Source organism: Collinsella sp. Sow4_E3, from assembly GCF_052116285.1.
GTDB lineage: Bacteria > Actinomycetota > Coriobacteriia > Coriobacteriales > Coriobacteriaceae > Collinsella.
The window spans coordinates 34,983-55,596 of record NZ_JBQKLJ010000009.1; the positions used below are offsets into that span (position 1 = coordinate 34,983).

Consider the following 20,614-nt stretch of genomic DNA (forward strand, 5'->3'; position numbering starts at 1 on the left):
CAGCGAAAACGGCCCCAAGCGAGCAAGGTGACGTGAAATGAAAGGGCGCTGACCTTCTGGTCGCGCCCTTGAAATTGAACGCCAGATTGCCGCTTGGGGCCGTTTGTAGCGTCGAGCGGTTACGCGGTTTGGTAAAACCGCGTAACTACAGAGCCTCCAGCGCGGCGGCGATGCGCTTCATGGCGGCGTCGGCGGCGTCTTGGTCGGGGGCCTCGGCCAAAACGCGAATCACCGACTCGGTTCCGCTCTTGCGCACCAGCACGCGGCCCTCGCCCGCCAGCGCCGCCTCGGCCTCGGCAATGGCGGCCTGCACGCCCATGTTGCCCAGCGCAGCATCCTTGTCCGCCACGCGTACGGCAACCTGCGCCTGCGGCAGCAGCTTGCACGGCACCGCGAGCTGCGAAAGCGTCTCGCGTTCGGCACGAATCACTTCCATCACACGCAGCGAGGTCATTATGCCGTCGCCCGTACGCTCGATATCGCCAAAGATCGTATGGCCTGTCTGCTCGCCACCCAGGCTGTAGCCGCCCTCGCGCATCTTGGCATACACGTGGCGGTCGCCCACGCCGCTGGTCACGGCACTCAGGCCGGCAAGCTCCAGCGACTTAATCAGGCCAAAGTTGCTGGCGATCGTCGGCACCACGGTACCGCCCGAGAGGCGCCCGTGCTTGTTAAGATACACGCCGCACACGTACAGAATCTGGTCGCCGTCGACCACGCGGCCGCGCTCGTCCACGGCCAGGCAGCGGTCGGCATCGCCGTCGTAGGCAAAGCCCACGTCCAAGCCTTGCTCCACCACATGGCGCTGCAGGCGCTCCATATGCGTAGAGCCGCAGTCGACGTTAATGTTAAAGCCGTCGGGTGCGGCGTTAATCACGCGCACATCGGCGCCGAGCGCATCGAACACCGGCTTGGCGACAGAGGACGCCGAGCCGTTGGCGCAGTCAATGCCAATCTTGACGCCCTGCAGCGAAAAGTTCGCGCTTGCAATGAGCGAGGCAATGTAGCGGTTGCGGCCCTGCATGTAGTCAACCGTGGCGCCAATGTGGTTGCCCGTGGCCAGCGGCACCTCGCTCTTGCCATCGATGTAGTCCTCGATGAGCTCCAGCACGTCCTCGTCCATCTTAAAGCCGTCGCTGTTAACCAACTTAATGCCGTTATCGCAAAACGGGTTGTGGCTCGCACTGATCATGATGCCGCAATCGAAGCAGCCCTCCACGGTCTGGTGCGCCACGCCCGGCGTAGGAATCACATGCAGCATATAGGCGTCTGCGCCGCTCGCAACCAGACCGCTCACCAGCGCCGCCTCGAACATATAGCTCGAGCGACGCGTGTCCTTACCCACGATCACGTGCGCCTTGGCCCCGCGCCTGGCGCCGTAATACCAGCCCACAAAGCGGCCGATCTTGTACGCGTGCTCCACGGTCAGCCCAACGTTGGCCTCGCCGCGAAATCCGTCGGTGCCAAAGTACTTCATGCGATCTCCTTACAAAATAGGGGCGAACAGATTGCCTGTCCGCCCCAAAATGGTACTCGATTATCTGCGCTACCAGAAAAACCCTACGCCGACGCGCTATCGCGAGCCGCCTGGCATGTAGGAGTCTGACGCAGCGCAAGCGGCTTGTCCCCCGCCTCGGCCGACGTGGTCAGCGTATACGTGATCGTCGTCGTCTCGCCAGCATGCAGGTCAACGGTGCCCGAATAGAAGGGGATTCCATGCCACGTAGCGGCGCCAAGACCAAACTGGGTGCCCTCAACCGTAAGGCCACTGATGTTGCCGCCCGTCGGGGCAAACAGTGAGACATTCAGACGCTCGTCGTCGCGCGCGGCGTCGGGCGCGCTCGCCGCGACGTAGTCGGGCAGCTTGCCTGCCTCCTCCTGCGTCATGATGTTCGTCAGGGTAACGGTGATGCGATACGAGCACGTGCCGTCGCCGTTCTTGATGCCCTGGCCAATCTGCGTATCGGCGTTCAGATACCAATCGAGCTTGGAGAAGCTCAGGTTGTTAAAGTAAACGCCGGCAACGGGATCGGCACTCGGATCATCCGGATCGGGCAGCGAAGCGTCAATGCCCGTCTCCTTGATGGCATTCTGCTCATCATTGTTTCTCATCCAAGCAATCAGACGGCCCTCTTCGGCACCGCGCTCGAATGCACCGACAAGCTTCGTAACGTCGACGTCACCGATGCCACCGAGGATCTTGTCGAAGGCAGCGCTGGCGACGGATGCAAAGATGCCGTCCGACTCCTCGACCGGATAGTTCCAGTACACATCGTGCATGAGAACCTTCGCTGCGTTGGTACCGTCGACGACCGTACCATCAGGCAGCGAGACATTACCGACAAGGCCCAGCAGGTACTGCAAGAACACCGGATCGATGCCGACGACGCCATCAACGTCCTGCCCATACTGGGACTTCCACAGCGCGGCGACACGCTGCGAGTTGCGGGGCCAATCGGGCGAATACGCATTACCAGAGTTGTACAGGTTACTGTGGTCACCAAACAGTGCCTCGTCCTCTTCGTCGACGCTCTCAACCGCCTCGTCTTTGCTACGCGCAATACATGGAACAAAGTCACCGATCGACATCTGGCCGTCGGTGACCGAAATCAGGCCCTGCGAACCACCAAAACCGCCGCAAGCACGAATCTCGACGTTGTTCATGGCATACACAAGATAGTTGCGCGTCTGACCGTTGGCGCCGAGCATCTGGGGCAGAACGGGGGCGACCTTCTCCGCCGCGTCAACCGCGCCGTTGAGGGTGGCAAAGCCGTCCTTTGCCTTATCGACCAGCTCGGTCACCTGGGCGATATGCGTATCGCCAATACCCTGAATCTTTTCATTGGCGCTCTTGAACGCCCTCGAGCTATCGGAGAGCGAATCGGCGACCGCCTGCAGCGCGGACACGTTGATTGTTCCGTCCTGGAACAGCTTGCCGGGCGTTGCCTGAGCGAGATTATCGGCCATGGGGACCAGCGCGCCGCTCGAAACATCGGACAGAGCGTCGACCATGGTGCGGACGGCATTAATGTCGCTGCCGTACACCGGGACAAACGAGGCCATCGTCCACAGCGGGCTCGAGGTCTCCGCCTTCATGCTGCTGCAAAGGTCGTTGATCTTCTTCGCATCGTCGGGCAGGGTCGAAAAATCGCCCGACGTGACCTTACCCTTAAGGTCTGCGACGATACCCACGGCCTCCTTTGCCTGGGCCTTCACGGTCTTTGCCGAGTTAAAGAACATGAAGCCGCTCACGCCAAGTGCAACGAGGACAACCGCGACGACAGCAACGACCGCTGTGGCGGCATAACGGTTCTTGTTCTCGCCCTTGCGATGACGATGACGGACCAGCCCGTCCGACGTCGTGCTCGACGAAGTGCCGTCGCCGTAGTTCAGGCCAAAATCGTAATAGTCTTCTTTAGAACCCGAGCCCACAAACTCGGCACCGCTATCGTCCAGACGGGCAAACGTGCCGGTCTCGGAAGCTCCCGTGTAAATCGTGCCCAAGTTGCCCGTGAGTCCTACATCCTTGGACGACGAGGCGTTGCCGGCAGCATTGGCGCTGCCCGCATTGCCCGCGGGATTTGCGGAGACCTCGCGCGGCGGCACTGCGGGGGTAGCCCCGGTCGCAGCGGCCTGACCGTTTGCACGGGCGGCCTTTTTTGCCTTCTGAGATTGCTCATACAGAGCGGTAAACATCGCCGTCTCGCCCGGAGACGTGCGATTGCCGGCGCCGTTCTGGCCAATGCCACCCGGAACGCTGGGCCTTCCCGCCCCGTTAGAACGCGGCGGGACCGCAGGACGGCCGTCTCCGCTACCCTTAAAATGATTTCCAGCCATAGAGAAATCCTCGCAATACAAAAGTCGATAAACGTTATCAGTTTATGTCATATTGAACGCGCGCAGCTAAACTCCAGACATGTGTCCTGATTACACGCAACATGCGCGAATCCCTATTCAGTTTTTAACTTGTATCAGCCGCTGCGTCGACTACACCGTTAAAAACATCATTACGATAATCATGGCAAAACCCGCCAGGTCGGTGGGCAAAAATACCGTGCCCAGCATAACGGCGCTGGTAATGGTTGCCGAGACCGGCTCCACGGTCCCGATGAGGCTCGCGCGCACCGAGCCGATGTCCTTGACGCCCTGCATATAGAGCATGTACGCCAAAAACGAGCCCACGACCACAAACACCGCGAGCGCCTCGACGCCGGCGGCATCGAGCGCCGGCATATGGGCCCAAGGCTGCACGATAGTGCAGGTGACGATACCAGCCGTGAGCATGGCTGAGCCCGTAACGATGGGGCTGCCGTATTCTGGCAGAATTTTGGCGGGAATCACCGCCATGCAGGTGGCGCTCACCGCGCACATAAGACCCGCCACCAGACCGAGCGGCGAGATGCTCAGGCTCGTGGGGTCGCCGCCGGTGGCGATCAAAAACGTGCCGCCAAGGGCCAGGCCAATACCGATAACCTCGCGCATGCGCGGTTTGCGGCGATCGGTGATGCAGGTATATCCCATGATGATGACCAGCTGCAGGCACTGAAGGACCGTCGCGGTTCCGGCGTTGGTCAGGCGCACGGCCGAAAGATAGCAAAACTGGTTGAACAGCAGGCCAAAAGCGGTAAAAAGCAGCAGTTGCTTACGGTCGGCAGGCGTGGTCCAGAGCTTGACCAGACGCTCGCGATCGCGCGTGACCACCACGACCATAAAGAGCAGGCCGGCGAGAATCTGGCGCACACTCATAAGCCACAGGGTATCAACGTGATAAGTGTCGAACAGAAAGCTCGCGCTGGTGCCCGAAAAACCCCAAAACGAACCGCCCACCAGCGTGGCCAGAACGCCCGTAATCATCTTGCGCGTCGAGGCACTGTTCAGGCGGTCGCGCCATGCACGGCGGGTGCTGCGGCTGAGCTCATCGGTGCCCTCGGGCACATCAATGTTCGATATATCGGTCATCGGCACCGAAGCCCCTGCGCCTTCGACCTGCTCGACACGCTCTTTGCTCATCCCGCTCCCCCGAAACAGCCTGGAAACAATTCGGCTTACCTTACCACGGCGAAGGCACCAGCTGGGGCTTGTCCGCTTATCGGTAGGACAATTCCGCAGACGTCTCTTCCATGGTTCGGCATCGCAACGGCTTTGCATTATGCGACAGCCAAATCACGGCAGCGAGCTCTTTTAAAATGGGCGCGACAAAGCCCTTTGATTCCACAACGTTAGCGATTTTAAAAAATATTCTTGCCACCGAGTTCAAGCTCCGTTATATTATCCCTTGCGCACTTGCGCACCCTTGATCGGGCGTTTAGCTCAGGGGGAGAGCGCTTCCCTGACACGGAAGAGGTCACAAGTTCAAATCTTGTAACGCCCACCAAATGTTCGCAGCCCAGAGGCTATGCCTCTGGGCTGTTTTGTTTTATGTGCTAAGCCAAAAGGGCGCCGTGGCACCCAAAACCGCTTCGGCAGCTCCAATAACCATCCCAATCGAGGCTGATACCGCCTCTACATAACCGGCAATCATCCCGGCAGACCCCAAGTTGCTTCGGTATCGCCGGCAATTACCCCTGCCACACCCAAAGTCGCCCAGACAACCCCGGCGACCGCCCCAACCAGCCCCAAAATCACCCAAACAGCCTTGGCGACCGCCCCGATCTGGCCTTCGCAAGCCTCGCGGCCACATCCGGACAACCTTCCCATAACCAGGTCTAATACTTTTCCCGAGAAGTGAACGACCTTATTTGGACCCCCGAAGCATCCACACTTTTTGCAGCCAAAACCGCAGGATTCCAATGATAAAACCGCAGGAAATAAGCCACCAAAAGTGTCGATGTTTCGGGGGTCCGTTTTGACTCGTTCACTTCTCGGGAAAAGTATTAGACCTGACAATGAGGCCCTTGGTCCCATGCCCAGCAACCGCCCCTACCAATGTTGACGCGCCTCGATTACGGCCTGCCAAAGCTTAAACCGCTTCGCTTCGACGCGCTTGAGGGCAAAGTATCGCTGCTCCTCGCTCATGGGCTTGTTAAAAATGGGTCGCTTGTTCCGGTGCAGCTTCCGTCGGATACGTTCGCACAGCCGGATGAGCTTGTCGTAGTCATTTGCTTGCTCAGTCGTCACGGTGAAGTGTGCCACGCCGCTCAACAGCTCCAACTCGTTGCGGCGCTCGGCATCCTTGTAAATCTTCTCGCGTCCGTCATGAATGGCATCGCTATCGTAATCGACCATCGCGGTCAGCACCTCTGGCAGCAGTCCGGCCTTTACTTTATCCATGCCCACCTCGACTTTAGCCGTAAGCGTTATGTCGGGTGTGCGCTCCAACACGCGAAGCTTGTGATCGCGTCCGTCATTGTATCCATCGCGAATGAAGACCTTCTTGTTAAGTTCGGCCTTGCCCAATGCATACCCGCCGTAGCGCGCAGGCAGCGACATAAACATGCAGAGCCCCGACTCCCTCGGAGAGCGCGACCCCTCGATCACATATGCAAGCAGCGCCTTTGCCTTCGCGATACCCCTCACCTTGGGTGACTTCTCGATATACGCCTCGATGAGCTCCTTAGTCGTGAGCCTGCTATCGCGCATGCCCGCATCCCTGCCTGTTACCCCACCGGGAGCAAGGTTATCCAGCCGGTAATCCGATGTCATCGCATAGCCGGCATAGACGGCCGCTGCCACATCGCCATCGTGCACAGCCTGCAAAAACGCCAGCTCGGGAGAGCACACATACGCATCAAGGTCGCCCATCCAGTGGCCCAGCGAGATAAACGAACCCGCCGGGAGCTCGTTGGTGCACAGATGCGTCTTAACATGCTTGCTCTGCCGACGGCCGGCGCGCGACGGCACCAGCAAATCCAGCGTTTCGATCCCCAGGTCATAGCGATCGATAACCTCCTGCGCTTCTTGATCCAAGAGCGCACAGGCGCCTGCAATCGACACGACCTCTGGCTCCGAATCCCCAAAGCGAGGGTTCGGCATGTGCGCCAACAGCGCCAATGCGGCGTTATGTGAAACGATAAAGTACCTCATGGCGCGAAGATAGCACGCACGCCGGCGGCGGCTGGCGGTTCTGTTAAGTTTCCGACAAACGACCGGTGGTTTTTTCTCCGAGGTGCGCCAAAGTGTTCATTCGCCGATGCCCAAACCGCAATCCGTCAAGTTTTTGGCAAGGTTGCCGCCCAACTGGCCAAAAGCCGACCATCTACTTGCCAGTTTATCCAAGGCGTAACCAACCAGTCCGCACCGCGGCTTCTCGGCAAAACGCCACAACGTCCACACCCTGCGGTATCCTTGAGCCACTTACACCTGCAGCACCAAGGAGCCACCATGCGCACCGAGCTCGATGTTCCCTTTTCGCGCAAAGAAGAAGCCAAGGCGCTGGGCGCCAAATGGGACCGGACCAAGAAGATCTGGTATGTACCCAGCGGCGTCAACCCCGAGCCCTTTGCCGAGTGGCTGCCCGGTGTTGACCGATCCGACCCCTCTGCGCTGTATATATATCTAGTACTGGGCAAGCGCGAATGCTGGAAATGCCACAAAGAGACCTCGGTCGCGGCCTTCGGCATTCCCTATCGAGCCGATGACGGCGAGGGCATCGCCATCGCGCACGCACCCAACAAGGCCGGGCACATTGCCATCGACACGACCAATGCCAACGCACTCGCCATTGTTCCCGCTCTTGGCTGCGTCCCGGGCGAGATCCGCGACTATCTTTCTAAGCGCTGTGGCTACAAGCCCGTAGGCGCGCGAGCCTCCAAAGCCCCATCGCTCGGCAACACGTGCACCAGTTGCGACGCGCTGCAAGGCAGCCGCTATCTGTTCGAGGAGCCCTCGTCCCCGTTTGCCCTCACTGCCATCAACAAGCTGCCGGCACTGGAGTTTGTGCGCGTCGAAGTTGCCGGCGTCTTTGGCGTCCCGGCCACGCATACCAATTTTGACCAGGCACTCTTTACCTGGGCACGCGACCATCACGCCGAGTTCCACAAGAAGCTCGGTGAGGGGGTTTATTTGTAGAAACGGAGAAGTCTTCACAGCCAGCTCCTCCGCATCGCCTATCCCTCGTCGCAAACGTCATACACGATATCGAGGCCGCAAACAGGGCATTTCTCCGGATACACCGGCATATGAACGCCCGTCCGTTTTCTCACTTCGTCGCTGAGTCTGTCGCGCGCATCGATGAACCGAATATCGAGACACGATATTTGCGAGCCGCAACAAGGACAGGCGACAGCAAACGACCCGCAATCAACCTCTACGCCCGGAAACATATTGTTGTCGATAAGGGCACACGGCAGTTTTCCGTACTTCCCCATCGCAATATCGCCTCGCCAGCTCACACGCGCTCCTCTCTCGCTATCCAAATCAGGAAGAGCATGCACCGGCGGACGGGCGCGAGATTGCCTCGCCACGCGATCCGATCAAACAACACAATCGTCAAAGACCGCCAAAGCCAAATACGCTAATACGGCAGAAGCCCCGCCTTTTCACGCTTCTTTTCCGCGCGATCGAACTCGATGCGATGGGCCTCGAGAAACACCGCATTGGGTCGCCACTGACGCTCATTCGGCTGCCTTAGCGTCGCACCTGCAAAGGAAGCGTAGTCGGTCTTATCCAGCAGGTACGATCCGCACAGCCGATATTCGCCGCAAACAGGCTCAAACGAAATCAGATGAGCATCGAATAGAGCATGAAAATCGCGCCGAAGCAGAATGCCATTGCTGGCAACCTGTGATTTGGGTCCCGAGTAATTCTCGATATGTGCAGCCTCCAGTGCCTCGTTAACCCCACAACCCGACACCGCGCAGCGACCATCATAGGCGGCAATGAGCTGCTTGCGGAACCATTGCTGCCCCAATCGCTCGCGTCTCAACGCATAGCGAGCTTTTTCGTCATCGGTCGCACTCTGTCCGGCAAACTCAATGTCGGCTGACATGTGCTTCAGACAGCTCATGTCGGACGCAAAACGAGGATCAGGCCCGCCTTTATGAACGGGACCATGCAGAACAAACCAGCCGTTTTCGGGCTCAAACCGTTCAACAAACGCAAGGCCGAGCACCTTATAGCCCACCTCGGTTGCAAATATGACTCCAACTGGAACGCCATATTCCATGCAGTTGAGCATTTTACGGTTGTAATTCTGGTCTCGAGAACCAACGACGCCTGGCGCTTGAACCGAATACTTAATGACCCACGTACCGTCATCCAAATAGAGCGGAGGAACATCGGTGTAGAAGCTCTTTTTAGAGTTATGGATCGAAAGCGCAAAGATCTTATTGGGATCTTGCTTCACCCGATCCTGGCCCGGCCAGAAGATCCCTGAATCCCGCGTTACGGGAAAGAAGTCCGCGCCAATTCTCAAACGATACTGATACTGAGGGCTATCTTCCTTGGTGCGGTGCGGAAGGCTGGTCCAAACGCCGCCGCGCTGCTCCTCACCCAGAAACCACTCCCATGCCTCAACGTATTCGGAAGGCACGAGACTGCAGGCACGGTCATAGCTTGGTCCATCCATCAACGGAACAGCAAGGTCAATGTCGTTCATCGCCAGCACCTACAACCATACGAACGCGAGTCATGCCCCTCAATAATATGGCCGAGAGTCAATTATTACGAGATCTCATTCCGCGATCGGCACATCGTTGATGCTCTCGGTTTGCCGCTGGCGCGCTCATACCCCGCTATCCCACTCCCCTGTATACTGATGTAGCACGTGTTTCATCCGGGCTTGTTGGGCCGGGTCGTTCATGGGAGGGTTTTGTGGCTGCTTCGAATCCGCCTAAGGGAAGCGTTTCTTCTTCGTCCATCAAGCCGGTGACGCGCAAGGCCGTGCGTTGCCAGCGCGAGGTCGCCTGGCTTGTCACGCAAGCGGCGGGCAGGCTTGTGGCGACCACGGAGGACGTCAATGCGCCTACGCCGAGCTTTGTGTTAGCGGCGGCGCTGGATTCTGTGCGCCAATTGGAGCTTGCCGCACAGGATGCCAGCGGCCACCTCGACTACCAGAATGTTATGGCGCCCGACCTGCAAACGTTCTGCCACATGGCCAAGTTGCCCGCCGCGCCCAATGCACTTTCGGACGCAGGCTACATGTTTACGCTTTCGGGCGCGGACCTTATCCGCGACATCTATGCATACTGCAGCGAGCTCGCCGAGCGCCACGTCTTTGGCACGGCAGAAATCAAACCGGGAAATGTCATCAAGCTGGTTCTTAGGCTGTTCTTGATGGATGGGTTCGGGACTATGCCAGCGTAAGCCGGATTTTTAACTTCGCCGTCGACTGGGCAACAACCGCCTTACCTTAGCGGGCGCCAATCGAGAGTCGATTATTGGGTCACCTCGTCCGCTGGCGCATTTATTCCGCACGCTCCGACAGTCGATACTTGCGGTTGCGACTCGTCGCCGGCGCTGTGGGCTCAAGCTCGCCTTGAGCAATGAGTGTGTTGACGCGCGACCTAACCTGGGAAATTGTGAGCCCTGTGTGCTCCGCCAGCTCGCGCGTACCCAGCTCACCGCAACGCTTAAGTGCCGCCACAATTAAGTCACCGCCGTGGTCGACCGGCTCGACCTTTGAGCGATAGAGAACCACTTTGAACCGATCGAATCCCGGGCAGAACAGGGGCTCGGCCAAACCATGAGCACACATGGCGTCGATCATCATCGGAATGCCCGAGCCATTGCCCTCAGCCGGCGAACCTGCGCCATCCGGCAGCGGAACAATCGACATGAGTTTCATGAGCGTCGCGTTGCGGCACCGGGAGCTGCCGTCAAACAAGTTCTCGCGAGTCTTTCCTCCGTATAGGCCGCCGGGGTTCGTCACTTCGATACGGTCATCAAAGACGTCAACAGCGACCGACTGCCCACAGAACCGATCTCCGTATTCTCGGTGGATTACGGCGTTGGCGATTGCCTCGCGCAGGACCTCCTCGGGAATCTCCAGCGAGTCGACACGCGAGACGCCTTGGATCGTCGAGGTTCGCCGCAAATTCTTGGCGACTGCCGCGACGGCATCCGAGATCATTTCGCCCAACGTTCCCTCGCAGATCGTACGGTCCATGAACCTCAACGACCCCGCCGCGCCCTTCTGCGTTCCGGCATAGACCGCCACATCGATAAAGAGCTTAGGATAGAACTGCTGAGGATAGGCACCAGCAGCCAGGAGCCCGGCCTTAGTAACTTTGCCCTGGGAGTCGAGGAAATTCAGGCGCTCCAGCTTCGTTTTCTTGTCCGGCGCGCCGCGCATTGCCCGAGGTGTCAGCGAGAAAGCACGCTCTATCGTGCGATCGACCAGTGCCTCGTCAAGATCGCCTGCAACCGCGCCGGGCACTGCATCGCGATCGCTAGGACTCGTCCGCTCGTATGACGACAGTGCCAAAACCTCGGTCGATGAAAGTGGCACGTCTTTGTCATCAATGCGCTTGTAGCTGCCGCCCTGGGCGCCGCGTTCTATTACATAGCAGGGCTTGCTCGACGGGTCGAGCTCCTCAATCGTGATAACGAGAACCACGGTGCCCCGAAGCTCCACGCGCTCAATAGTGTATTTGGGCGGATTGGCCAGTTTTCCGCGACCGCCGGCATCACCCATGCCTGCGACAAATTGGTTGAGCACCTTCTCGGTCTCAAAGTCCTCAACCGGGACAAAGCCCGCGCGCTCGCTCACGCCGAGCACGATAATTCCGCCGGCGGTATTCGCGAATGCGCTAACCGTTTCCCATACGTCGCGAGAAAGCGTCGTGGCGCTCTCCTTGACCTCGACGCTAAGATCGTCCGAGCCCATGCGCCTTAAAGACTCGAGCAGACCGATCAGCTCGTTCTCGTTCATCTGCACGTCCTTTCGCTCGGTCCGGCGGAGAATGCCGCGAATAGATTTCCTTCGTCTCTCAGTTATCTCTCGTAATTATCTCTTGTCTCTCTGTTATCTCTCGTATTAGAGATGAGTGAAAGATGAGAGATAAGATATCTACCATCTGTTTCATTTAAACATGTTTTTGCTGGTAGAACAATCAGTATTGAGACAATACCGTGATTTCTTGTCTCTTTGCTGCTCAGTTATCTCTCATATTCATCTCTCGTCTTTCTGTTATCTCTCGTATTAGTGACGAATGAGAGATGAGAGATGCGTAAGTTATGGACGAGCGTGGATTTTTGGACAGTCGGAAAATCCCTCAAAAAAACGGGGCCGGCCTTACGCCGAGCCCCGTTTTCAAACGGTCAGTTAGCTATCCAACGCGCGAGCATAGGAGTTAACATTACGCCGCCGCGAACACTCCCAAACCCGTTCCGATGATGCAGATTGCAAAGATGCCCAAGATGATCCAAATGGTCTTGACGCCCTTTTTGTACAGGGCGACGCAGGCAAAGGTTGCCAGCAAGGGCAGCAGACCGGGGAAGATCGAATCGAACAGATCCTGCAGGACAATCTCCGAACCGCCCACGTCAAAGGTCAAGGCAGTGGACAGTGAGACCTGTGCCGCAATCATGGCGCCGATAACGGTCATTCCGAGGACACCGGCAGCATGCGTCATGCGAGACATAAGGTTGTTCTCTTCGGACTGCTGCAAAAACTTGGTTCCCAGGTCGTATCCCAGATGGGCTGCGACGATACGCGTTGCAAAGTTAATCACGGAGTAAATGAGCGCGTACACGATGGGGCCGAGCGGGTTGCCCGTCGAAGCGATACCAATACCAATGCCGGCAGCGACCACGCGGAACGTACCCCAGTAGAACGAATCGCCAATGCCGGAAAGCGGTCCCATGAGACCGACCTTCATGGCATTAATCGAGGACGTGTCGAAGTTCTTATCGGCAGCCGCCTGCTCTTCCATCGAAACCGTTAGGCCGGCTACAAACGGAAGCACATGAGGCGTGATGTTAAAGAACTCAGTATGGCGATCGAGCGCCGCATAGTAATCGTCGTCGTTGGGATAGATCTTTCGCAGGGGCTTCTGAATGGTGTACATGAAGCCCATTGCCATCATCTTGTCGTACGACTGCGAGCACTGGCTCGTAAACTGGCGAAGGAACATGCTCCGATACATATCGGGAGTCATAATCGCATCCTTCTTGGCCTCTTTGAGGTCGGTGTTCTGGGTAGCCATTAGAAGTCCTCCTCTTCATCTGCAGCAACCGCCTGCGGACCGGACGAGCCCTCGCGGAAGGCCAGGAGCAGCGCGACGCAAATGGCAGCTGCGGCGACGCCGACCACGTCCATCTTGAGGTAAATGACCATAATGAAGCCGATGAACAGCCAAGGAAGAAGCTTGTTGTCGCCCATGGTCCTAATAAGAAGAGCGAAGCCGATGCAGACCATTACGCCGGACGCAACGTTGAGGCCGTCCATCACAAACTGCGGAATCGCGCTGAGCGCATTGTTGATGAGGTCGGCACCAAAGAACAGCGACCCAAACACCAGCAGTGCAGACGGAATGCCAATCGACAGCGGCACGATGGTCAGATGGTACAGATTCGCCTTGGCAAGATCGCGATTTGCCAGAGCGGTCTCAATCTTCTTACAGGCAAAGGCACCCGGAACGGCGTAGCAGAAGTTGCGCCACACCTGAAGGAAGACGGAGACGGGAAGGGCGAGCGCGACGGCAGTTGCCGTGCCCGTACCCGTAATGACGGCAAACGCGCAGCCAAGCACGCCGGAGGCATAGACCTCGGGAGGAACCGCCGCGCCGACCATGATGGCGCCCATGAACATGGACTCCAAAGCAGCGCCGACGATAACGCCCTGCTGGACATCGCCAAGAATCAGGCCGACAAACAGGCTCGTAAACAGCGGACGACCAAGCATCGTAATGCCAAATAATTGCTCGTCCATGGACGCAATAAATGCGACCAGTGCAATTAGAAGATACTGGACAACCATTTAGATCAACCCCAGAAACAGGTCTGCAGGCGAGGCATTCTGCGCAGCTCGCCTGCAGACAACCACAGCAATTTGAGAGGATTAGTAGTTCATCTGGTGATAGTAACGACGCGTGGTGAGCGGGTGGTTACGGACGTGCTCGAGATGGCAGCTCAGACGCTCGGTGATGGTGTAGGTGACCATCGGGGAGACGATCTTGCGGAACTCGGGGTCGCTGAACGGCAGCTCGACCTCGGCGGTGTCAAACTTGTTCACGCGGACGTTGACGCCCTTCTCGTCGGCGAGCATGTGGGTGAAGTTGTCCACGCGGTCCATGAGCTTGCGGGTGTCGTCCTCGCCGTAGAGCATGATGAGGCTCGTGCCCTCCTCGCACAGTTCGATGGTGCCGTGGAAGAACTCGGCGGCGTGGATAGACTTGGTCTTGATCCACTGCATCTCCTCGAGAATGCACATAGCGTAGTCGTAGGCCTCACCCCAGAGCATGCCGGAGCCAATCACCATGTGGTAATCGGTGTCCTTGAAGTCCTCGGCCATGGCGGCGCAGCGCTCGTCCTGAGCGTCCTTGGCCTTGATGAGGTACGGAGCGATGTTGCCGAACTCCTCCATGAAGGTGTCGTACTTGGGGAAGGCGCCGGCGTTCTTGAGGAAGCGGGCGACCAGCGTGATCTGGTAGGTGTAGATGGCCTCGCACAGAACGTCGTCCTCGGCGAAGCTGAAGAACTTGTAATCGGCGTACTCAGTGGCCGGGGTGTTGTCGTTGGAGACATACATCAGCGTGCGGGCACCCTGCTCCTGGCAGAACTTGGCGGCCTCGATGATCTCGGGGGTGGTGCCGGTACGGGTGGAGAAGACGCAGACCGAGTCCTTGTTGAAGGTCTTGGGCGGGCATGCGAGGAACTCAGCGGCAATCTCGCAGTGGACGTCGACGTCGGCCGTGGTGGTCTCGACCCAATACTTCATCGGGAGCGTGTGGGCCCAGGTGCCGCCGCAGCCGATGAAGAAGATGTTGGAATAACCCTGCTCGCAGACCTTGTCCACGGCAGCCTCAATCTGAGGACGGAGAGCGAGGGCATCGCTCACAACCTTCTCGTAACGAGGCTCATCGAAATTGAACATCCCTTACTCCTAACTCACTTGGATGAACCCTTCATTCATCCCATGACGTTATAATACTTTATATAACTAACTATGCAAGAACTATTTCAGATTTTTTTGATTTTTCTTTAATAAAAAGCCCGCCGGTCAAATGATCGGCGGGCCAAAGAAAGGAGGACCTAGTTAATAAATGCTAGACAATGGCATGTTTCCAGCTAGAAAACGTCCTTGGCAAGTACCTTTGAGTCATTGGGAACCTGACGGATTTCGATAACCACGCCATCGTTCACAAGCTCTTGGATATGCTCGGCATCGGTTTCGGTCGCAAAGATCGCGGGGGTCGGATGAAGCGTGGTCTCGGGAGACTTTCGAGTTCCGCCCAAATTGATCTCCTTGATGTCTTTGCAACCCTTAGCAAGGCGATAGGCATCCTCGATCGTCTCGACAATGATAAACAGCGAATACTTGTCGGTGACGCCGCTGTTGAGCGCCTCGATGGCCGCGTTTACATCTTTTATGACGAGCTTCACGCCGTTGGGACGAGCCAGCCTCAAAGCGGCTTTTCTCATGTCGTCTTTTGCCACGGCATCGCTGGCACACAGGATGCAATCGACATCCAGCGCATGCGTCCAAGACATGGCGACCTGGCCGTGAATCAATCGGTAATCAACTCTCGTAAGCTTAATCATCGTAATCATCTCCGCGCGTAATAAAGGTAATGACAGGGTTGAATTATTCGTTGAAGCTTGAGCTAGAACTCTTCTTCTTCGACATCGGCAAGCATGTCCGCCGCCTCGCAAAGCTGAATAAACGAACGCGACCCCTCGACCGCGGCTTTGGCCTTGTCCGCATCCAGGGAGTCCAGCTGTGTAACCATTTCCACCAGCAGCGGCAAGTTCATTCCGGCGATCAACGTAAACGATCCGGTGGTCTGTCTCTGAATGAATTCGTTGTTTACAGAGCCGCCAAAGATGTCAGTTACGACAAACCACGTGTCGGCCGGATCCTTCGACTCCATCCAAGCATCGATAAGCGCTGCGACATCCCTCGTGTCGTCATCGACATAGGCGCACAGACACTCGATTCGGTCGTTGGCGCCCATCAGAATCTCCAGAGAGCTTTTCATACCTTGGGCGAGATAACCATGACTCGCTAGCAATATCTTATTCATAGTTCTCCAATATCAATAAGACGTACTATATTGTCATAACAAAGTATATAAGCAATTTCCTTTTTGCGGTGCGTTAATTCTCTAATTCCGCGAACGGTAACAATTGGTCGGTAAAACGGCCGCTCCTTTTACAGAACGGCCGCCCTTGCTTACAGATAGAACTTCAGTCGCTCGGTGCAGTACACCTGACGGGAGATGAAAAGCGGCTCGCCGCTTGGAGCATAACGTTTATCGACAAACAGAAGCAGCGGAGAGTCCAGCTCCACGTTAAGGTATGCCGCCTCGAGCTCGCTCGCATAGCAGACCTCGAGCGTACGCGTGTTGGGGCCCATCTTGATCCCCTGGCGATCGAGTACCGCCATCAGCGAATCCTCGAGGGATTCATGCTCCAAAAAAGAAAGCGCAGCGGAATAGCTATTGGTTTCCAGCATCGTGGGCTTGCCATCCACAAGGCGCAGACGACGACTACGCAATACCTTTTGGGTATCGTCTACACCCAGGAACTTCGCGTCTCGCAGGCTTGGGAAGTCCCAGCCCATTGCGAGAACCCTGGTAGACGCCTGTTTTCCCGCAAGCTGGCACGAATGGGTAAAGCTCTCACGGTCGTCCGCGGCATACATCTGTGTGTCCGACGAAACGAACGTGCCCTTGCCGCGGGCCCTCTCAACAAGCCCAGCATCTTCCATTTCTTTAATTGCGGAGCGAACCGTTATTCGGCTCACGCCAAATTGCTCGATGAGCTCCGCCTCGGTCGGAAGCTTATCTCCCGGGCGGTACGTGCCGTTGGCGATCGAATCAGAAAGCGCACGAACAATCTGTTTGTACAGGGGGATAACGCTATTTGCTTCAACCATATCAACCATACCTTTGCAAGGAATCAGCAGCTTATAGATAGATGACTTATATTGTATTAGAACTTTTTAGGAGTCCATATATTTCCTAAATGATTCGGTAAACGGGGTGTTATTTCACTTTAGCGGGATGCAGCGGCTACCCGCGGCATTCGTTATCAACCTAGCTAGGCTAGTCCACCCACATCGTCTCCAGTTCGCTGCAGAGCCGCGGCCCCATATGGGTATACTCACGAGGATTCGACTCGATTCGCCCCCGCTGGGGCGTCAAAGGAGACTGCATATGTCCACCACCTCAACCGACCCGCGCGCCGCTGCCGCCGCGCTGCTGGTGCCCGGCACCACCTGTCACGGCTTTGCCGTCGAGCGCTGCGAGACCGTGCCCGAGCTCGACTCGGACGCCTACGTGCTGCGCCACACCGCCTCGGGCGCTCGCCTGCTGTACCTGGCGTGCGACGACGAAAACAAGGCTTTTGCCATTGGCTTTAAGACGCCGCCGGCTGATTCCACCGGCGTGTTCCATATCCTCGAGCACTCGGTGCTGTGCGGATCGGCCAAATTTCCCGTCAAGGAGCCGTTCGTCGACCTGATCAAGAGCTCCATGCAGACGTTCCTCAACGCCATGACCTACCCCGACAAAACCATCTACCCCGTCGCCACCACCAACGAGCAGGATCTGTACAACCTGATGGACGTGTACCTGGACGCGGTGTTCAACCCGGCCATCTACACCAAGCCCACCATTTTTGAGCAGGAGGGCTGGCACTACGAGCTGGACCTGCCGAAGGGCGCCGAGGGCGAGGGCAACGGCAGTTCCGCAAGCCTGCGCGAGGGCACGCTACGCTATAACGGCGTGGTTTTCAATGAGATGAAGGGCGCGTTGTCCGACCCCATGAGCGTGCTGGACGACGCCGTCAACGCCGCGCTCTATCCCGAGACCGCCTATGCGCACGAGAGCGGCGGCGACCCGCGCGCGATCCCTGCGCTCACCTACGAGCAGTTCCTGGACACGCACGCGCGCCACTACAATCCTTCCAACTCCTACATCACGCTCTACGGCGACCTGGACGTGGACCGTGCACTGGCCTTTTTGGACGAGCGCTATCTGTCGCAGCCGAGTGCCGCGAGCCGCCGCATGGACGCTGCCGTTGCAGCCGGCGAGGACCCGTCCACGCTGGCGCCCAATCCGCTGGTCGTGCAGGCGCCCGTGACCTGCGAGTACAAGCGCGTCGAGATGGCCACCACACCCGAGAACGCCCTGGTGGGTCTGGGTCTTGTGCTGGGCAGCGCGCTCGACCGCAAGCGCACGATCGCGGCGGACATCCTGTTCGAGGCACTGCTGGGTTCCAACGAGGCGCCGGTTAAGAAGGCCATTCTGGCCGCCGGCCTGGGCGGCAACGTGGTGAGCTACACCGCGGCCGAGAGCCTGCAGCCCTACGAGCTCATCATGCTGCAAAACGCTCAGCCCGGCGTGGCGCGCGAGCTGCGCCGCGTGTTCCAGGACGCCTGCCGCGACCTGTGCGAGCACGGCGTTCCGCGCGAGCGCCTGGAGGCCATCATCAGCAGCAACGAATACGACCTGCGCCAGCGCGACTACGGTATCGCCGACGGCGTGGCCATTGCGTGCGACGCGCTGAGCACCTGGCTCTACGATGACGACGCCGCGACGCTGGCGCTCAAGTACGGCCCGGTGTACGAGGAGCTGCGCGGCGAGCTGGACGGCAGCTATTTTGAGGACCTGCTGCGCGAGCTCGTGCTGGAAAACGACCACATGGCGCTGGTCGAGCTGGTGCCGGTGGATGCCGCCGAGGGTGCGGAGAGTGCCGAGGCCGCCGAGCTGGCAGCCAAGCGCGATACCATGACCGATGCCGAGCTGGCCGATGTGGTCGAGCGCACGGCTGCGCTGCGCGCCGCGCAGGAGGCGGATGACGCGCCCGAGGCCAAGGCCACGCTGCCACGCCTGCGCGTGTCCGACATTGGCGAGGCGCGCCCCGAGCCGCCGTTGGTCGTGGACACGACCGCGCCCATCCCCTGCCTGCGCCACGGCATCCCCACCAACCGCCTGGCCTACGCCATGCAGTATTTCGACCTGAGCTGCGTCGCGTTTGAAGACCTGCCCTATGTGACCCTGCTCTGCCGCCTGCTCAAACAGCTACCCACGAGCGAACACTCGGCCGAGGAGCTCGACAACCTTATCGCCGGCAAGCTGGGCTTTTTGAGCTTTACGACCGAGGTCATGACGCAGCCCGACGTGGACGGCGTGCGCCCCTACCTGCTGGTGAGCGCCGGCGCCCTGTCCGAAAAGATCGATGCACTGGCGAGCCTGCCGCGCGAGGTGTGGTCGAGCACGCTGTTGCTCGATGCCGAAGCCGACCGCGTGCGCGACGTGCTCACGCAGATTCGCATTGGGCTTGAGCAGGGCTTTATTAACAACGGACACTCGGCGGCGCTTGGTCGCGCGATGAGCTACAGCTCGCCTTCGGCCGTGGTGCGCGAGCAGCTTTCGGGCGTGGACTTCTACCTGTTCCTGCGCGATCTGCTCGACCACTTTGACGAGCGCCTGGACGACCTGCGCGCCAAGCTTGCCGAGCTGGCAGGCCGCATCTTTGTGTCCGATGGCTGCCTGGCGAGCTTTACCGGCAGCGATGAGGACTTTGACGCGTACTGGGCCGCCGCGGGCGACCTGGGGTTGGGCGCGGGCGACGGTGCTGTTGCCGGCCGCGACACGCTCGTGGTGCCGACGCCGTGCGACCGTCACGAGGCTTTCGTCATCCCCAGCGACATCTGCTTTGCGGCAAGCGCATGCGACCCGCGTCGCCTGGGCATTGACGTGACGGGCGCCTGGGCGGTTGCCGCCAACGCGCTCTCCTACGACTACCTGTGGAACGAGATCCGCGTGAAAGGTGGGGCGTACGGCTGCGGATTCCGCGCGGCAGGCGAGCGTCAGGCGGCGTTCTACACCTACCGCGACCCGGCGGTCGATCCTTCGATTGAGCGCGTGGCGCGCGCAGGCGAATGGCTCGGCAGTTTTGAGCCCGACGTGGCCGCCTTTGAGGGCTTTATCGTGAGCTGCGTGAGCGGCATGGACGCGCCGGTGAAGCCGTACGCGCTCACCAAACGCCGCAACACGACCTACCTGGCCGGACTCGATCCACATGCACGCGAGGAGCGCCGCGCCCAGATGCTCGCCGCCACACCCGGTGAGCTGCGCTCGCTCGGCGCCGACGTGACGCGTATCGCAGCCGTCTCGCCCACCTGCGTCTTTGGCGGCCGAGACGTCATCGCCAAGAGCAACGCCGGCTTCAACGTCATCGACCTGCTGGGCTAACGCACAGCAAAGGTAGATTTTTGGGACATGCCTGAAAATCTACCTTTTCTTTTGCCGCTGCCTGGGCGGGGCAGCTCAGCCCGTCACACCAGTTTGTCTAAATCTGTAACATCTAGGCAGCAATATTGGCTCCAGATGTTACAAATCGAGACGTTTTCGGATGACGACGGCCCTTTGTCTCAATCTGTAACATCTAGGCCCGATTTTGCCGAGTTACTGTTACAGATCGAGACACACCGCCGCGAACACCCACTCTTCGTCAAAACCCACGAAGGTGTCCATGAGCTGCTCCCCTTGCGATGGTTTGCGTG

The 20,614-nt window shown here is 58.5% G+C and carries 15 protein-coding genes and 1 tRNA gene; 4 read left to right on the top strand and 12 right to left on the bottom strand.

All coding sequences use genetic code 11. The features are described 5' to 3' along the window. Positions 1 to 145: 145 nt before the first annotated feature. From glmM to ACTQ48_RS06775, 3 genes are all read right to left on the bottom strand, one after another. On the bottom strand, positions 146 to 1,477 hold the full coding sequence (glmM, locus tag ACTQ48_RS06765; RefSeq protein ID WP_441570432.1) for a phosphoglucosamine mutase: 1,332 nt from the start codon (positions 1,475 to 1,477) through the stop codon (positions 146 to 148). A gap of 83 nt (positions 1,478 to 1,560) precedes the next feature. Next, on the bottom strand, positions 1,561 to 3,837 hold the full coding sequence (locus tag ACTQ48_RS06770) for a DUF4012 domain-containing protein (protein WP_441570433.1): 2,277 nt from the start codon (positions 3,835 to 3,837) through the stop codon (positions 1,561 to 1,563). Positions 3,838 to 3,987: 150 nt separating this feature from the next. Then, positions 3,988 to 5,010, bottom strand: coding sequence for a DMT family transporter (locus tag ACTQ48_RS06775; RefSeq protein ID WP_441570434.1), 1,023 nt, complete (start codon positions 5,008 to 5,010; stop codon positions 3,988 to 3,990). 289 nt (positions 5,011 to 5,299) lie between these two features. Here ACTQ48_RS06775 and ACTQ48_RS06780 point away from each other — a divergent pair. Beyond that, a tRNA-Val gene (locus tag ACTQ48_RS06780) sits at positions 5,300 to 5,374 on the top strand. A gap of 545 nt (positions 5,375 to 5,919) precedes the next feature. Here ACTQ48_RS06780 and ACTQ48_RS06785 read toward each other — a convergent pair. Continuing rightward, positions 5,920 to 6,933 carry a hypothetical protein gene (locus ACTQ48_RS06785; RefSeq protein WP_441560562.1) on the bottom strand — a complete coding sequence of 338 codons (1,014 nt, stop codon included), beginning with the start codon at positions 6,931 to 6,933 and terminating at the stop codon, positions 5,920 to 5,922. 387 nt (positions 6,934 to 7,320) lie between these two features. Here ACTQ48_RS06785 and ACTQ48_RS06790 point away from each other — a divergent pair, with 387 nt between their 5' ends. Further along, positions 7,321 to 8,007, top strand: coding sequence for a DUF5710 domain-containing protein (locus ACTQ48_RS06790; RefSeq protein ID WP_441570435.1), 687 nt, complete (start codon positions 7,321 to 7,323; stop codon positions 8,005 to 8,007). Positions 8,008 to 8,452: 445 nt separating this feature from the next. On the opposite strand, the gene ACTQ48_RS06795 is transcribed toward ACTQ48_RS06790, so the two are convergent. After that, positions 8,453 to 9,535, bottom strand: a complete 1,083-nt coding sequence (locus ACTQ48_RS06795; RefSeq protein ID WP_441570436.1) for an HNH endonuclease — start codon at positions 9,533 to 9,535, stop codon at positions 8,453 to 8,455. Positions 9,536 to 9,750: 215 nt separating this feature from the next. On the opposite strand from ACTQ48_RS06795, the gene ACTQ48_RS06800 reads away from it, so the two are divergent. Then, positions 9,751 to 10,242 carry a hypothetical protein gene (locus ACTQ48_RS06800; RefSeq protein ID WP_441570437.1) on the top strand — a complete coding sequence of 164 codons (492 nt, stop codon included), beginning with the start codon at positions 9,751 to 9,753 and terminating at the stop codon, positions 10,240 to 10,242. Positions 10,243 to 10,342: 100 nt separating this feature from the next. Here ACTQ48_RS06800 and ACTQ48_RS06805 read toward each other — a convergent pair whose 3' ends face one another. From ACTQ48_RS06805 to ACTQ48_RS06835, 7 genes are all read right to left on the bottom strand, one after another. Next, entirely contained in the window at positions 10,343 to 11,809 is a 1,467-nt protein-coding gene (locus tag ACTQ48_RS06805; protein ID WP_152067326.1) for an ATP-binding protein, read from the bottom strand. 427 nt (positions 11,810 to 12,236) lie between these two features. Beyond that, positions 12,237 to 13,085 (bottom strand): PTS system mannose/fructose/sorbose family transporter subunit IID, encoded by an 849-nt coding sequence (locus tag ACTQ48_RS06810; RefSeq protein WP_138339748.1) that lies wholly within the window; start codon positions 13,083 to 13,085, stop codon positions 12,237 to 12,239. Further along, on the bottom strand, positions 13,085 to 13,858 hold the full coding sequence (locus tag ACTQ48_RS06815) for a PTS mannose/fructose/sorbose/N-acetylgalactosamine transporter subunit IIC (RefSeq protein ID WP_138339749.1): 774 nt from the start codon (positions 13,856 to 13,858) through the stop codon (positions 13,085 to 13,087). Before ACTQ48_RS06815 ends, ACTQ48_RS06810 begins: the two co-directional genes overlap by 1 nt. A gap of 81 nt (positions 13,859 to 13,939) precedes the next feature. After that, a complete protein-coding gene (locus ACTQ48_RS06820) occupies positions 13,940 to 14,974 on the bottom strand; it encodes an SIS domain-containing protein (protein ID WP_117629022.1) in 1,035 nt (344 codons plus the stop codon). Between the two features lie 194 nt (positions 14,975 to 15,168). Continuing rightward, positions 15,169 to 15,642, bottom strand: coding sequence for a PTS sugar transporter subunit IIB (locus ACTQ48_RS06825; RefSeq protein WP_195364137.1), 474 nt, complete (start codon positions 15,640 to 15,642; stop codon positions 15,169 to 15,171). A gap of 62 nt (positions 15,643 to 15,704) precedes the next feature. Next, positions 15,705 to 16,124 carry a PTS sugar transporter subunit IIA gene (locus tag ACTQ48_RS06830; protein ID WP_152067324.1) on the bottom strand — a complete coding sequence of 140 codons (420 nt, stop codon included), beginning with the start codon at positions 16,122 to 16,124 and terminating at the stop codon, positions 15,705 to 15,707. Positions 16,125 to 16,273: 149 nt separating this feature from the next. Further along, positions 16,274 to 16,978: a GntR family transcriptional regulator gene (locus tag ACTQ48_RS06835; protein WP_441568172.1), complete on the bottom strand. Its 705-nt coding sequence runs from the start codon at positions 16,976 to 16,978 to the stop codon at positions 16,274 to 16,276. A 280-nt stretch (positions 16,979 to 17,258) separates the two neighbouring features. On the opposite strand from ACTQ48_RS06835, the gene ACTQ48_RS06840 reads away from it, so the two are divergent. Next, positions 17,259 to 20,303 carry an insulinase family protein gene (locus tag ACTQ48_RS06840; protein WP_441570438.1) on the top strand — a complete coding sequence of 1,015 codons (3,045 nt, stop codon included), beginning with the start codon at positions 17,259 to 17,261 and terminating at the stop codon, positions 20,301 to 20,303. Positions 20,304 to 20,614 lie beyond the last annotated feature (311 nt).